The organism is Streptomyces pseudovenezuelae (assembly GCF_001513955.1).
Classification (GTDB): Bacteria; Actinomycetota; Actinomycetes; order Streptomycetales; family Streptomycetaceae; genus Streptomyces; species Streptomyces pseudovenezuelae.
In genome coordinates this window covers 1,599,138-1,613,446 of record NZ_KQ948144.1, presented here as the reverse complement: position 1 = coordinate 1,613,446, position 14,309 = coordinate 1,599,138, and the positions used below count along the sequence as shown (strand labels likewise).

Genomic DNA, 14,309 nt, shown 5'->3' with positions numbered 1-14,309 from the left:
GCTAGTCGGTGACGAGGACCTTGAGCGCGGTGCGTTCGTCCATCGCCTTGTAGCCGGCGGGGACGCCCTCCAGGTCGACGGTCATGTCGAAGACGGGTGAGGCGTCGACGGTGCCGTCCAGGACGTCGGGGAGCAGGTCGGGAATGTAGGCGCGGACCGGGGCGACGCCGCCGCGCAGGGCGATGTTCCGGTCGAACATGACACTGAGGTCGAGGCCGGTGCCGCTGCCGTGCGGCACGCCGACGAAGCCGATGGCGCCGCCGTCGCGGGTGATGCCGACCGCCGTGCGCATGGACTGTTCGGTGCCGACCGCCTCGACGACGGCGTGCGCGCCCTGGCCTCGGGTGAGTTCACGGACGGCCTCGACGGCCGCGTCCCCGCGCTCGGCGACCACGTCGGTGGCGCCGAACCGGCGCGCGATGTCGGTGCGGACCTGGTGGCGCCCCAGGGCGATGACGCGTTCGGCGCCGAGCCGCTTGGCGGCGAGCACCGCACACAGGCCGACGGCTCCGTCGCCGACGACGGCGACCGTGGCGCCCGGGCGGGCTCCGGCGCCGAGGGCCGCGTGGTGCCCGGTGCCCAGGACGTCGGAGAGGGTCAGCAGGGAGGACAGCAGGCGGTCGTCGGAGGCCGCCTCCTTGGGCAGGCGTACGAGGGTCCCGTCGGCGAAGGGGACGCGGACGGCCTCGCCCTGGCCGCCGTCGTAGCCGACGGAACCCCAGAATCCGCCGTGCTCGCAGGAGGTGGTCAGGCCCTCGCGGCAGTAGTCGCACACGCCGTCCGACCACATGAAGGGCGCGACGACGAGGTCGCCCCGCTTGAGGGTGGCGACCTCGGAGCCGGTCTCCTCGACGACGCCGAGGAACTCGTGGCCGATCCGCTGCCCCGGCCGCCGCGCCGCCTCGCCTCGGTAGGCCCACAGGTCGCTGCCGCAGATGCAGGCGCGCAGCACCCGGAGCACGGCGTCGGTGGGCAGTTGCACCACGGGCTCGGGCACGTCCTCCACGCGCATGTCGTAGGGGGCGTGGATGGTGGTGGCGCGCATGGCGGGGGTCCTTCTCGTGCGGGGTCTGGCAGCGCTCAGGGGGTGGTCGAGCGCGGGGTCGGACGCTTGGTCGCGCGCTCGGTCGAGCGCACCTCACCGTACGTCGCCATCGGTCCCGGGCGCGCTTCGAGGGCTCGGGTTGTGCCACTGGCCAGCAGGAACTGCGCGGCGACATACGTGAGCATGATCCAGAATTCGGGCCGTGGGAGCTGGGGCCAGTCGGCGACGCCGGTCGCGATGAGGGTGTCCGACAGGAGGAAGAGGGCCCCGCCGAGTCCGGTGAGCGCCCCGAACCGCACGGCCGAGGCGCACGCCATCGTCGTGAGCAGCACGCTGTAGCCGGCCACGGGCACGCGCAGTCCGGCGGGCAGGTCCGGCCACAGGGCTACGACGGTGCCGACGAGGGCGGTGGCGTAGGCGGGCGCGAGGAGGCCGGCCCGCGCGCGGGGGCTGCCGTACGCCTGGAAGAGCGCGAGGTAGCAAACATGGCCGGCCGCGAAGGAGGCCATGCCGGCGAGGAAGGCGGGGTCGGCGTCGGAGAGCAGGAGCACGTCGCCGCCCCAGCCGCACAGGAGGGCGCCGACCAGGAGCCGGGGCGCCCCGGACGTGACGCAGTACGCGGCCAGGAGGGGCATCAGGAGCGGCTTGGCGACGGTGTGGCCGGGGGTGAAGCCGACGGCCAGGGAGGTGAGGTCCACGACCACGGTGAGGGCGAAGACCGTGAGGAGTGCGTGACGGGTTCCGTGGGTGCTCGGCATTCTCACGCGGGCACGGATTCCTCGGCCGGCTCCGGCAGCGGCGCCGGTGCCCAGCCCGGGCCCCTGAAGACGCGTCCCGCACGCTCACGCCAACTCCGTGCCCTCTTGACGTCCTTGATGATCGCTACGTACTCGTGGGTGGCCACCTTGATCGGGTTGAACGTGTTGATGTTCTTGGTCAACCCGTAGACGGGCCGTTCGGTCTCGGCGACGAACGAGCCGAAGAGCCGGTCCCAGACGATGAGGATGCCGCCGAAGTTGCGGTCCAGGTAGCCGCCCTGGGACGCGTGGTGGACGCGGTGGTGGGACGGGGTGTTGAAGACGAACTCGAACCACCGGGGCATCTTGTCGATGCGTTCGGTGTGGATCCAGAACTGGTAGACGAGGTTCGCGGAGGAGCAGAAGGCGAGCGCGGCCGGGTGGACGCCGGCGGCGACGAGGGGGACGTAGAACGGCCAGACGGTCAGGGTCGTCCAGGGCTGGCGCAGCGCCGTGGTGAGGTTGAACTTCTCGCTGGAGTGGTGGACGACGTGGCAGGCCCACAGGACGCGGATGACGTGGTGGCCGCGGTGGGACCAGTAGTAGAAGAAGTCCTGCCCGAGCAGCATCAGCGGGACCGTCCACCACAGGACGGGGACGCGGAGCGGGGTGAACTCGTACAGAGCGGTGTAGATCGCGACGATCGGGATCTTCCAGAAGAAGTCGAAGAAGAGGCTGCCGAGACCCATGCCGATGCTGGTGGCGGCGTCCTTCGTCTCGTAGCCGGCCGCGTCCTCGTCCGGATGGATGCGGACGCTGATGATCTCGATGACGGTGAGCAGCACGAAGGCGGGTATGGACCAGACCACGACGTCGGGGAGGTTCGGCATGCGTGCACCGTAGAACCGCCGGTCGGGCGCGGCTAGACGTTGTTACCCACAAGTATTTCCAGTGGTACGCGCTTGCTTCTTGGCGATCTCCGCCAAGGGACGCCAACGGGTGGTCCGCCCTCGCCGATCAACTGCGCGGGCTGGTCGACGACTTGGCCGCCAGGAGCGGCACCGGGAGCTCGCGGGCCGCCCTGCGCTAAATCCCCGCCGCCCCCAACAGCAGCCCGACCCCGTAAGTGACCCCCATCGCCAACAGCCCGCCCCCGACATTCCGCGCCACCGCCCGCCCGGGCGCCGCCGCCCCCAAGCGCGCACTGCTCCACCCCGTCAGCACCAACGCCGCCACCACCGACACCACGGTCACCGGCACCCGCCAGCCCGACGGGGGCAGCACGATGGCGAGCAGGGGCAGCAACGCCCCGGCCGTGAACGCCAGGAAGCTCGCCCAGGCCGCGTGCCACGGGTTCGTGAGTTCGTCCGGGTCGATGCCGAGTTCCACGCGCGCGTGCGCCCGGAGCGCGTCACGTTCCGTCAGCTGCTCCGCCGCCTCACGGGCCACGTCCCGGGACAGGCCGCGTTCCTCCAGAAGCTGCGTCAACTCCTCCAGCTCCGCCTCGGGCTGTTCGCGGAGTTCTCGTTTCTCCATGGCCAGCGCGGCCATCTCGGAGTCGCGCTGGGTCGACACGGACACGTACTCCCCGGCCGCCATGGACATCGAGCCGGCCAGCAGGCCCGCCAGACCCGCGGTCAGCAACGCCGCGCGGTCGCTCGTCGCGCCGGCCACACCGACGACGAGGCCCGCCGTGGAGACGATGCCGTCGTTCGCGCCGAGGACGGCGGCGCGCAGCCAGTTGAGGCGGGCGCCGAGCCCACCGCCGTGCGCCTCGCCGTGCGCCGGTCCACTCACACCCTCTTCGGTCATCCCCGGAGGATCGCACCCCGGTCGCCGCGAGCCGCGTACCGACGCCGCCGTGAGGGACTGTCAGTCGCGGCCCGTATCCTCGTGAACCATGCTCGATGACCAGACGACCGCAGCGTCCTCCCCCACAGCGTGGCCGACCGCGTATCCGCAGGGATACGCGGTCGTCGACGTGGAGACCACCGGCCTGGCCCGCGACGACCGGATAATCTCCGCGGCCGTCTACCGACTTGACGCCCGCGGAGAGGTCGAGGACCACTGGTACACGCTGGTCAATCCGGAGCGCGACCCGGGCCCCGTGTGGATCCACGGGCTGACGAGCGACGCACTCGACGGCGCCCCTCTCTTCCAGGACATCGCCGACGAGTTCTCGGCCCGCCTCGACGGCCGGGTGCTCGTGGCGCACAACGCCGTCTTCGACTGGCAGATGATCGCCCGCGAGTACGCGCGCGCGGGCCGGGTGGCGCCGGTGAGTCAGCGGCTGTGCACCATCGTCCTGTCGAAGGAGCTCGACCTGCCGCTGCCCAACCACAAGCTGGAGTCGCTGGCGGCCCACTTCGGCGTCGTACAGCAGCGCGCGCACCATGCCCTCGACGACGCGCGCGTGCTCGCGGAGGCCTTCCGGCCGAGCCTGCGGGCCGCCGCCGCGCGCAGTGTGCGGCTGCCGCTGCACGAGTGCCGGCCGCTGACCGAGTGGACGGACCGGGCGGTGCCCCGGCAGTCGGCGGGCGGCTACGGCGGTTACCGGGCCACCAGTTGGCGGCCCACCCGCAAGCGGCCCGCGTGCCCCTACCCCAACCCGGGGCGGTACGAGGACGGCAAACCCCTCAAACAGGGCATGCGGATCGCCTTCTCCGGAGACACCTCGATCGAGCGCGACCTGCTGGAGGACCGTGCGATCGAGGCCGGGCTGCATGTCGCGACCAGCATCTCCCGGCTGACCAGCCTGCTCGTCACCAACGACCCGGACTCGGGCACGTCCAAGGTGGTCAAGGCCCGGCAGTTCGGCACACCGGTCGTCGACGAGGCGGCCTTCGGGCAGCTTCTGCGGGATGTGGAACCCGCGTCGCGGGGATGACCGAGGCCCTCACCGCCCTGTCCGCACAGGTCGGCCCGGCGTCGGTCACACCGCCGAGCCGACCTTGTCCACGATGCCGGCCTTGCCCTCCGCGCGGGCGCAGTGCGCGCCGCAGAACCAGTGGCCGTCCACCTCGACGCCCTGGCCGATGATCTGCACCCGGCAGTGCTCGCAGATGGGTGCCATGCGGTGGATCGCGCAGGCGAACGAGTCGAAGACGTGGCGTGCCCCGTCCCGGGTCTCGACGGTGAACGCCAGCTCGTAGTCGTTCCCACACACTTCGCAACGTGTCATAAGCCGAATCGTCAGGGGCGGTGGCGGCCCCCGCAAGCCGACAGGGTCCCCCCGGGTGGGCGTCGGCGACGGAGGTGAGCGCACCCCTGTGGGAAGGCTCCGCGGTCCGAGTTGTACGGTCGTGGGGTGTACCGCTTCCTGTTGTCCCGGCAGTGGGTGATCCTCACGCTGGTCGCCCTCCTCCTCATCCCCACGATGATCAGGCTGGGCATCTGGCAGATGCACCGCTACGAGACGCGCACCGCCCGCAACCAACTGGTCGCCGACGCGCTGTCCGCGACACCGGTGCCCGTGGAGCGGATGACCTCGCCCGGACACGCGGTCACCACCCACGACCGGTACCGCAGGGTGACCGCGAACGGGCACTTCGACCCCGACGACGAGGTCGTCGTCCGGCGCCGCACCAACTCCGACGACGAGGTCGGCTACCACGTCCTGACCCCCTTCGTCCTCGACGACGGCAAGGTGCTGCTGGTCAACCGGGGCTGGATCCCGGCGAACGGTCCGAGCCAGACCGCGTTCCCCGAGGTCCCCGCTCCCCCGAAGGGCGAGATCACCGTCACCGGGCGGCTGATGCCCGACGAGACGACCGCGGCGAGCGGCATCAAGAACCTCAAGGGGCTGCCGGACCGGCAGGTCATGCTGATCAACAGCGAGCAGGAGGCCGAGCGGCTCGGGGCCACCGTGCTCGGCGGGTACATCGCCCAGACGGCGCCCGAGCCGAAGGGGGACAGCCCGGAACTGATCGGCGGCAACCCGGGCAAGGAGGACGCCGCGCTGAACTACGCCTACGCCATCCAGTGGTGGCTGTTCTCGGTCGGCGTTCCGATCGGGTGGGTCGTCCTCGTGCGGCGCGAGCTCCGCGACCGCCGGGAGAAGGCGGAGCAGGAGGACGCCGCGGAGGCGGAGCCGGCCGCGGTGTGACCCACCGGCCCGCCCCCGGTCCGCCCCGGCGACGTCAGCGCAGCGCCATCAACAGCACCGCCCCTGCGGATGGGCCTCCCGATGCCGTGCGCGCAGCACCTCGTACTCCCGCCGGGTCGGTACGGGTGCGAGCGGGTGCCGGTGCAGCTGCCGTTCGCGGTAGCGGTCGTACTCCGCCTCCCCGGTCAGCTCCCGCAGGTACCAGCGGACGCCTCGCGCCCACCGCCGTACGGCAGCGCCCAAGGCCCTGGTCACGGGCGCACTCCCACGAGACCCTCCCCGGCCCGCTCGGGCACGTCGAGCCGTGACTCGACGTACGGCGCCTCGGTGGTCGGCAGCCTTCCCGGCGCCCGTACGGCCCGTACGCACACGATCCCCGCGTTGACGATCACGACCGCGACCAGCAGCAGGAACAGGGCGATCAGCACCCCGTCGACCGTGGAGTTGGTGACCACCGTGTGCATGTCGGCCGGCGTCCTGGCGGGCGCGAGCACCCGGCCCGCGTCGATGCCGTCCGCGTACCTGAACCGCTGGGCGAAGAACCCGACCCGCGGATCTGCGGAGAAGATCTTCTGCCAGCCCGCGGTGAAGGTGATCGCGACCACCCAGGCCAGCGGCACCCCCGTGACCCACGCCCACCGCAGCTTCCCCGACTTGACGAGGACCGTCGTGCACACGGTCAGCGCGATCGCGGCCAGCAGCTGGTTCGCGATGCCGAAGAGCGGGAAGAGCTGGTTGATCCCGCCCAGGGGATCGGTCGCGCCGGAGTGGAGGAAGTAGCCCCAGGCCGCCACGACCAGCCCGCTGCACAGCCAGATGCCGGGCTTCCAGTTGACCCGGCCGACCGGCTTCCACACGTTGCCGAGCATGTCCTGGAGCATGAAGCGCCCGACCCGGGTGCCGGCGTCCACCGTCGTCAGGATGAACAGCGCCTCGAACATGATCGCGAAGTGGTACCAGAAGGCCTTCATCGCGGTCCCGCCGAACACCCCGGAGAAGATCTCCGACATGCCGACCGCGAGGGTCGGGGCGCCACCGGAGCGGGCGATCAGCGACTGTTCCTCGACCGCTTTTGCGGCCTGCGTCAGCTGGTCGGGCGTGATGGTGAAGCCGAGGCCCGCCACCGCGTGCGAGGCCGACTCGACCGTCGTGCCCAGGAGTCCGGCCGGGGCGTTCATCGCGTAGTAGAGGCCGGGCTCCAGCGTCGCCGCCGCGATCAGCGCCATGATCGCGACGAACGACTCCATCAGCATGGCGCCGTAGCCGATGAGCCGGACCTGCGACTCCTTCCGGATCAGCTTCGGTGTGGTGCCCGAGGACACCAGTGCGTGGAAGCCGGACAGCGCGCCGCACGCGATGGTGATGAACAGGAAGGGGAACAGGGAGCCCGCGAAGACCGGCCCGGCGCCCGAGGTCGCGAAGTCGCTGACCGCGTCCGCGCGCAGCACCGGGGCGGCGACCACGACCCCCACCGCGAGCAGCGCGATGGTGCCGATCTTCATGAAGGTGGAGAGGTAGTCGCGGGGCGCCAGGAGCATCCAGACCGGGAGGACGGACGCCACGAAGCCGTAGCCGACCAGGCAGAAGACCAGGGTCGTCGGGCTGAGGGTGAAGGCGGAGGCCAGCGAGGAGTTCTGGACCCAGCTGCCGCCGACGATCGCCATCAGGAGCAGCGCGACGCCGATGAAGCTGGTCTCCACGACCCGGCCGGGGCGGATGCGGTGCAGCCAGAAACCCATGAACAGGGCGATCGGGATCGTCATCGCCACCGAGAAGGTGCCCCAGGGGGAATGCGCGAGGGCGTTGACCACGACCAGGGCCAGCACGCCCAGCAGGATGATCATGATGGCGAAGACCGCGACCAGCGCGGCCGCCCCGCCCGCCCGGCCGATCTCGTCCCGGGCCATCTGCCCGAGCGACGTGCCGTCCCGGCGCATGGACAGGAAGAGGACCACCATGTCCTGCACCGCGCCCGCGAAGATCACTCCGGCGACGATCCACAGCGTGCCCGGCAGGTAGCCCATCTGGGCCGCCAGGACCGGGCCCACCAGCGGTCCGGCGCCCGCGATGGCCGCGAAGTGGTGGCCGAGGAGCACCCGCTTGTCGGTGGGGTGGAAGTCGACGCCGTCCTCCAGGCGTTCGGCCGGGGTGGCGCGGCGGTCGTCCGGTTCCAGGACGCGGCGGGCGAGGAAGCGGGAGTAGAAGCGGTAGGCGATCGCGTACGAGCCGAGCGCGGCGACCACCAGCCAGACCGCGGAGATCCGCTCGCCCCGGGCCAGCGCCAGCACACCCCAGGCGACCGCGCCGAGCAGCGCGACGACGGCCCACAGAAGCATCGATCGAGGTGACATTCGTGATTTTTCAGGCACCTCAAGGGCAGGCTGAAGGACGGTTTCGGGCATGGCGGCTCCTCACCAGGAAACGGCGGGTACGGAAGAGTTCAGCGACGATCCCGGTCGGTCAGCGCATACGCCGCGAGCAGGCACAGACCGCACCCCGGCACCCAGGCGAGCTGGTACCAGTAGAAGAACGGCGTGCCCGCGATCCGCGGCTCCGCACCGGCGTACACCGGGACCCACAGCAGTCCGGCGGCGGGGGCGAGGAGCAGTACGGCGATCGCGACGCGCCGTAGCCGGTGATGACCGGTCCGTGCCATGACCTGCGCTCCTCTCCCCATCGCTGTGGGTCTGTGCAAGAGTTGCGCACCTCCCGCGGACGGTTGACAGCGAATTCCGGGGAGATTTCCCGCCGATGTCCGTCCTCCGAACCGGCGGCCCGCGCAACTAATGCGCGAGGGCACGAACACACCAAGGACGGTGACCATGGCCGGCACAGCCATGACCGCGACGTTCCTCGCCGTGATCGGCGGGGCGTCGCTGCTCGCCGTGACCGCGCGCCGGCTGCGCCCCAGCGACCGGCTGCCGTCCCTGGAGGGCTGGGCGCTCGCCGACCGCAGCCTCGGCCCGGTGTGGACCTGGCTGCTGCTCGGCGGGACGATCTTCACGGCGTACACCTTCACCGCGGTCCCGGGACTGGCGTACGGCAACGGCGGGGCCGCCTTCTTCGCGGTGCCGTACACGGTGATCGTCTGCCCGATCGCGTTCGTGCTGCTCAGCCGCCTGGGCGAGGTGGCCCGCCGGCACGGCTACATCACCGCCGCCGACTTCGTGCGCGGCCGCTACGGTTCGCCGCCGCTGGCCCTGGTGGTCGCACTGACCGGGATCCTGGCGACGATGCCGTATCTGGCGCTGCAACTGCTCGGGATACGGGCCGTGCTGACCGCCGGGGGCGTGTATCCGCGGGGCGCGACCGGCGACCTGGTGATGGTGGCGCTGTTCGCTGGGCTCGCGGTGGCCACCTACCGGCACGGGCTGCGGGCGCCCACCGTGATCTCGGCGCTCAAGGCGGTCGCCGTGTTCGTCTCGCTCACCGCCGTGACCTGGCTGGTCCTCGAACGGCTCGGCGGCCCGGGCCCGGTGTTCGACGGGGCCGCCGAGCGGCTGGGCGCCCCGGCACTGCTGCTCACTCCAGGGCAGCAGCCCGCCTACGCCACCCTCGCCCTCGGTTCCGCGCTCGCCCTGCTGATGTACCCGCACGTCCTGACCGCGGGTTTCGCCGCCGACGGCCCGCGCACCCTGCGCAAGGTCGCCGTGGCCCTGCCGGCCTGGACGGGGCTGCTCGCGCTCTTCGGGTTCCTCGGCATCGCGGCGCTCGCGGCCGGGGTACGGGCACCGGAGGGCGGCGCCGAGACGGCCGTACCGATGCTGGTGGACCGGCTGATGCCGGGGCCGCTGGCCGGGCTGGTGTTCGGCGCGATCACCGTGGGGGCGCTGGTGCCGGCCGCGGTGATGTCGATCGCGGCGGCCACCTCCTTCGTGCGCAACGTGTACGTCGAGTACGTGCACCCGACGGCCACGCCCAAGCGGCAGGTACGGGTCGCCAAGGCGGTGTCGCTGACGGCGAAGGTGGGCGCGGTGGCGTTCGTGTTCGGGCTGCGCGACCAGGACGCCGTCAACCTCCAGCTCCTCGGCGGGGTCTGGATCCTGCAGATCTTCCCGGCCGTCGCCGTGGGCCTGTTCACCGGTCGGCTGCATCCGAGGGCACTGCTCGCCGGATGGGGCGCAGGCATGCTGGCCGGCACCTTCCTCGTCGTCCGCGAGGGGTTCTCGACGATCGGGGCCGGCCCCTTCCGGATCTACGCCGGTCTCGTCGCCCTCCTGCTCAATCTGACCGTCGCCCTGGCCGGAACCGCGGTCCTCGAACGGCTCGGCGTCCCGCGCGGCACCGACCTGACCGACCTGCCGTCGCGCCTGACCCTCCGGCGGCGCCCCGAGACGGGAGCGAACACCCCGTGAGACAGCACCTGAGACACGGCACGCCCGTGCCCGTCCCGCTCACCCCGGCGGCGGCCGATCCGGCCGAACGGGAACGCGAGGCGGGTGTGGCCCGTCTGTTCGAGCTGCACTACGCCTCGATGCTCCGCCTCGCCGTGCTGCTCGGCGCCGACGACCCGGAGAACGTGGTCGCCGAGGCCTACTACCAGATCTACCGTAAGTGGCGGCGGCTCAGGGACGCCGAGGCCGCGGAGGCCTATCTGCGCTCCACGGTCTGCAATCTGACCCGGATGCGGATACGGCACCTGCAGGTCGCCCGCCGACACGTCGAGGCCCCGTCCACCGAACTCGTCGCCTCCGCCGAGAGCACCGCGCTGCTCCACGACGACCAGCGTGTCCTCATCGACGCGCTCCAGCGGCTGCCCGCCCGGCAGCGCGAGGCGCTGGTGCTCAGGCACTGGCTCGGACTGAAGGAGAGCGAGATCGCCTCGGCGATGGGGATCTCCTGCGGCTCCGTCAAGACCCACACGGCACGCGGCCTGGCCGCCCTGACCCAGGCGATGGAGGCCCGGCGATGACGCACCGAGACGCGACTCCCTCGCCCGACACGAGTCCGCACCGCACCGAGCGGGAGCTGCAGCAGGCCCTCGCCGCGCTGGCGGGCGAGGTGCACGCGGCGCCCGACGCCTATCGCACGGCGCGCGGCGCGTGGCTGCGCCGGGAACGCCGGCGCCGGCTGGTCCTCGCCGTCCTCATCGCGGTGGTGTTCGCGCTGGCGACCCTGATCGGCCTGTGGGTGCTCAACCAGACGCCGGCGCACCCGGGGGTGATCTTCTCCGGCACGGCGGCGTCACTCCCCCGGCCCCACCCCTGATTGCCCGCACGACCAGCAGGGAAACCGCACATCGTGCACCCCCGTATCGAGGACTACGCCCTCATCGGCGACGAACAGACCGCCGGCCTGGTCGGCATGGACGGTTCCCTGGACTGGCTGTGCCTGCCCCGCTTCGACTCGGCGGCCTGCTTCGCCAGGCTGCTGGGGGACGAGGAGAACGGCCACTGGCGGATCGCTCCGCTGAACGCCGACCGGTGCACGAGGCGCGCCTACCGCCCCGGCACCCTCGTCCTGGACACCGAGTGGGAGACCGACGAGGGCGCGGTGCGCGTCACCGACCTGATGCCGCAGCGCGACGTCGCGCCCGACGTCGTACGCGTCGTGGAAGGGCTCCGCGGCCGGGTCACCGTGCGCAGCACGCTCCGGCTGCGCTTCGAGTACGGCTCGGTCGTGCCGTGGATGCGCAGGGCGGACGGGCACCGGGTGGCCGTCGCGGGACCCGACGCGACCTGGCTGCGCAGCGAGCCCCCGGTGCGCACCTGGGGCGAGCACTTCGGGACGTACTCGGAGTTCACCGTCGAGGCGGGCGAGAAGGTCGCGTTCGTCCTCACCTGGCACCCCTCGCACGAGCCGCGTCCCCCGCTGACCGACCCCTTCGAGACGCTGGAGAGCAGCGTGGCCGACTGGCAGGCGTGGTCGGCGCGCTGCCGCTACGTCGGTCCGCACCGGGACGCCGTGATCCGTTCCCTGATCACTCTGAAGGCGCTCACCTACCGGCCGACCGGCGGCATCGTGGCCGCCGCCACCACTTCGCTGCCGGAGGAGATGGGCGGGGTCCGCAACTGGGACTACCGCTACTGCTGGCTGCGCGACTCCACCCTCACCCTGTCCGTCCTGGTGCAGTGCGGCTATCTGGAGGAGGCCGAGGCCTGGCGCGACTGGCTGCTGCGCGCGGTCGCCGGCGACCCGGCGGACCTCCAGATCATGTACGGCGTGGCGGGTGAGCGGCGGCTGCCCGAGTTCGAGCTGCCGTGGCTGTCCGGCTTCGGCGGCTCCCGGCCGGTGCGCATCGGCAACGAGGCCGTGAAGCAGCTTCAACTGGACGTGTACGGCGAGGTCATGGACTCGCTGTCGCTGGCCCGGCGGGCGGGCCTGCCCGCCAAGCCGCACATGTGGTCCCTGCAGAGAGTGCTGCTGGACTTCCTGCGGTCCTCCTGGCGGCAGCCGGACGAGGGGATCTGGGAGGTGCGCGGCGACCGCCGCGACTTCGTCCACTCGAAGGTCATGGTGTGGGTGGCCGCCGACCGCGCGGTGCGCACCCTGGAGGTCCTCCCGGACCTGATCGGCGACCTGGAGGGCTGGCGCGCGCTGCGCGACGAGGTGCACCGCGAGGTCTGTGAGAAGGGCTACGACCCCGAACGCAACACCTTCACCCAGTACTACGGCTCGCGCGAACTCGACGCGTCCCTGCTGCTGATCCCGCGCACCGGCTTCCTGCCGCCCGACGATCCCCGTGTCGTCGGCACCGTCGACGCGATCCGCGCGGACCTGGAGCACGACGGACTGGTACGGCGGTACAGCGCCGAGGAGACCCCCGTCGACGGGCTGCCCGGCGGCGAGGGGGCCTTCCTGGTCTGCTCGTTCTGGCTCGCCGACGCGCTCCACATGACCGGCCGTACGCAGGAGGCGCGGGACCTCTTCGAGCGGCTGCTGGGACTGGCCAACGACGTGGGGCTGTTGTCCGAGGAGTACGACCCGGGGGCCGGCGCCCAGCGCGGCAACTTCCCGCAGGCGTTCAGCCACATCGGTCTGGTGACCACCGCCCTCACCCTGTACGGGGGCGAGGGGGCAGGATAGGAACCATGGATCTTGGACTGAGGGACCGTGTGTACGTCGTCACCGGAGCGACCCGGGGGCTCGGCAACGCGGCCGCGCGTTCGCTGGTCGCGGACGGGGCGAAGGTCGTGGTGACCGGGCGCGAGGAGGAGCGGGCGCTCGCCGCGGCCGCGGAGCTGGGGCCGAACGCCGTGGGCGTGGCCGTCGACAACGCCGATCCGTCGGCGCCCGAGCGGCTGATCGCCACCGCGCGGGAGCACTTCGGCGGCTTCGACGGAGTGCTCATCAGTGTCGGCGGGCCCCCGCCCGGTTTCGTCGCCGACAACACGGACGAGCAGTGGCAGTCCGCGTTCGAGTCGGTCTTCCTCGGGGCGGTCCGGCTGGCTCGGGCGGCCGCGGCGGAGCTGGAGGACGGGGGCGTCATCGGGTTCGTGCTGTCGGCGTCCGTGCACGAGCCGCTTCCCGGGCTGACCATTTCGAACGGGCTGCGTCCCGGTCTTGCCGGGTTCGCGAAGTCGCTCGCGGACGAACTCGGACCGCGGGGCATCCGGGTCGTCGGGTTGCTGCCCTCGCGCATCGACACGGACCGGGTGCGCGAGCTGGACGGGTTGTCGGCCGATCCCGAAGCCACGCGGACCGCCAACGAGTCCCGCATTCCGTTGCGGCGGTACGGGACGCCGGAGGAATTCGGGCGGGTCTCGGCGTTCCTGCTGTCGCCGGCCGCCTCTTACCTGACCGGGGTCATGCTGCCCGTCGACGGCGGCATGAGGCACGGGTTCTGAGGCGCGGGCCGGTGGGCGTCGGTCGCTCGGTTCCCCGCGCCTCGGACAACGTCAACTGACCCTTTCCGCCTTGTGCTTGGCCCCCGTCATGCGGACCTCGGACGGCAGTGAGTCGAGCCCCGCCGAGTTGCGGGCGTGGGCCAGGGCCTGTGTCGTCAGGTGGTTCAGGGTCGTTCCCGGGTCCGCGTGCGGCTCCAGCAGGAGTCGTACGCGGGTTCCCGGAGTGTCCGGGCGGCCGGTCAGACGGGCGTGGGCCCGGTGGACGCCGTCCAACTCCGCTGCCTCGCCTTCGAGTACACCCTCCAGGGCCCGGCCCCTCAGGAGCGCGCCCTCCCCGTCGCCGGTGTTGACGCGCACCTCCGTGAGCCGGCGCCTGCGCAGCACCGCCGTCAGCCACCACAGGGTCAGGAGCACCACGAGCGCCAGTGCGGCGATGACCGTCGGCCACCACCAGCCCTCGCCGTCCCAGCGGGTGCGCTCGGCGTCGCTCAGCAGGACGTCCTTCTTGCCGTCGTGGATCCACCAGGAGGGCGGGTCGACACCGAGGCCCACGGCGAGCACCGAGCCGCCGACGGCGAGCAGCACCAGGCCCACCAGGCCGATCAGTACACGATTGACGGTCCTGGACATCGGCC

At 71.9% G+C, this 14,309-nt stretch carries 16 protein-coding genes; 7 read left to right on the top strand and 9 right to left on the bottom strand.

Annotated features, from left to right (window positions below; all coding sequences use genetic code 11):
• Position 1: 1 nt before the first annotated feature.
• From AQI94_RS07145 to AQI94_RS07130, 4 genes are all read right to left on the bottom strand, one after another.
• Entirely contained in the window at positions 2–1,045 is a 1,044-nt protein-coding gene (locus AQI94_RS07145) for a zinc-dependent alcohol dehydrogenase family protein (protein ID WP_031046202.1), read from the bottom strand.
• Between the two features lie 35 nt (positions 1,046–1,080).
• Positions 1,081–1,803: a lysoplasmalogenase gene (locus AQI94_RS07140; protein ID WP_031046207.1), complete on the bottom strand. Its 723-nt coding sequence runs from the start codon at positions 1,801–1,803 to the stop codon at positions 1,081–1,083.
• A 2-nt stretch (positions 1,804–1,805) separates the two neighbouring features.
• A complete protein-coding gene (locus AQI94_RS07135) occupies positions 1,806–2,672 on the bottom strand; it encodes a sterol desaturase family protein (protein WP_031046209.1) in 867 nt (288 codons plus the stop codon).
• 196 nt (positions 2,673–2,868) lie between these two features.
• Positions 2,869–3,594, bottom strand: coding sequence for a VIT1/CCC1 transporter family protein (locus AQI94_RS07130; protein WP_031046211.1), 726 nt, complete (start codon positions 3,592–3,594; stop codon positions 2,869–2,871).
• A gap of 88 nt (positions 3,595–3,682) precedes the next feature.
• Between AQI94_RS07130 and AQI94_RS07125 the strand changes: the two genes are divergently transcribed.
• Positions 3,683–4,669, top strand: a complete 987-nt coding sequence (locus AQI94_RS07125) for a DEDDh family exonuclease (protein WP_031046213.1) — start codon at positions 3,683–3,685, stop codon at positions 4,667–4,669.
• 45 nt (positions 4,670–4,714) lie between these two features.
• Here AQI94_RS07125 and AQI94_RS07120 read toward each other — a convergent pair whose 3' ends face one another.
• Entirely contained in the window at positions 4,715–4,963 is a 249-nt protein-coding gene (locus AQI94_RS07120) for a hypothetical protein (protein ID WP_031046215.1), read from the bottom strand.
• Positions 4,964–5,089: 126 nt separating this feature from the next.
• On the opposite strand from AQI94_RS07120, the gene AQI94_RS07115 reads away from it, so the two are divergent.
• Positions 5,090–5,887: an SURF1 family cytochrome oxidase biogenesis protein gene (locus AQI94_RS07115; RefSeq protein WP_031046218.1), complete on the top strand. Its 798-nt coding sequence runs from the start codon at positions 5,090–5,092 to the stop codon at positions 5,885–5,887.
• Between the two features lie 48 nt (positions 5,888–5,935).
• On the opposite strand, the gene AQI94_RS07110 is transcribed toward AQI94_RS07115, so the two are convergent.
• The 3 genes from AQI94_RS07110 to AQI94_RS07100 all read right to left on the bottom strand — a co-directional run bounded on the left by AQI94_RS07110 (position 5,936) and on the right by AQI94_RS07100 (position 8,543).
• Positions 5,936–6,142 carry a YbdD/YjiX family protein gene (locus tag AQI94_RS07110; protein ID WP_051832242.1) on the bottom strand — a complete coding sequence of 69 codons (207 nt, stop codon included), beginning with the start codon at positions 6,140–6,142 and terminating at the stop codon, positions 5,936–5,938.
• On the bottom strand, positions 6,139–8,238 hold the full coding sequence (locus AQI94_RS07105) for a carbon starvation CstA family protein (RefSeq protein WP_225890156.1): 2,100 nt from the start codon (positions 8,236–8,238) through the stop codon (positions 6,139–6,141). Before AQI94_RS07105 ends, AQI94_RS07110 begins: the two co-directional genes overlap by 4 nt.
• 89 nt (positions 8,239–8,327) lie before the next feature.
• Complete coding sequence (locus tag AQI94_RS07100; RefSeq protein WP_031046225.1) at positions 8,328–8,543, bottom strand: DUF3311 domain-containing protein; 216 nt, start codon at positions 8,541–8,543, stop codon at positions 8,328–8,330.
• A gap of 166 nt (positions 8,544–8,709) precedes the next feature.
• Here AQI94_RS07100 and AQI94_RS07095 point away from each other — a divergent pair, with 166 nt between their 5' ends.
• The 5 genes from AQI94_RS07095 to AQI94_RS07075 are packed head-to-tail and all read left to right on the top strand — an operon-like array spanning position 8,710 to position 13,674.
• Positions 8,710–10,242, top strand: a complete 1,533-nt coding sequence (locus tag AQI94_RS07095; RefSeq protein ID WP_031046228.1) for a sodium:solute symporter family protein — start codon at positions 8,710–8,712, stop codon at positions 10,240–10,242.
• Complete coding sequence (locus tag AQI94_RS07090) at positions 10,239–10,799, top strand: sigma-70 family RNA polymerase sigma factor (RefSeq protein WP_051832244.1); 561 nt, start codon at positions 10,239–10,241, stop codon at positions 10,797–10,799. The genes AQI94_RS07095 and AQI94_RS07090 overlap by 4 nt, the downstream gene beginning before the upstream one ends.
• The gene (locus AQI94_RS07085; RefSeq protein ID WP_031046233.1) at positions 10,796–11,095 is read left to right on the top strand and encodes a hypothetical protein; all 300 of its coding nucleotides are present in this window, start codon (positions 10,796–10,798) and stop codon (positions 11,093–11,095) included. Before AQI94_RS07090 ends, AQI94_RS07085 begins: the two co-directional genes overlap by 4 nt.
• A gap of 33 nt (positions 11,096–11,128) precedes the next feature.
• Entirely contained in the window at positions 11,129–12,913 is a 1,785-nt protein-coding gene (locus AQI94_RS07080; RefSeq protein WP_031046236.1) for a glycoside hydrolase family 15 protein, read from the top strand.
• Between the two features lie 5 nt (positions 12,914–12,918).
• Entirely contained in the window at positions 12,919–13,674 is a 756-nt protein-coding gene (locus AQI94_RS07075) for an SDR family oxidoreductase (RefSeq protein ID WP_031046240.1), read from the top strand.
• Between the two features lie 51 nt (positions 13,675–13,725).
• Here the strand turns inward: AQI94_RS07075 and amaP are convergent, their stop codons facing one another.
• Entirely contained in the window at positions 13,726–14,304 is a 579-nt protein-coding gene (amaP, locus tag AQI94_RS07070) for an alkaline shock response membrane anchor protein AmaP (protein ID WP_031046243.1), read from the bottom strand.
• Between the last annotated feature and the right edge of the window lie 5 nt (positions 14,305–14,309).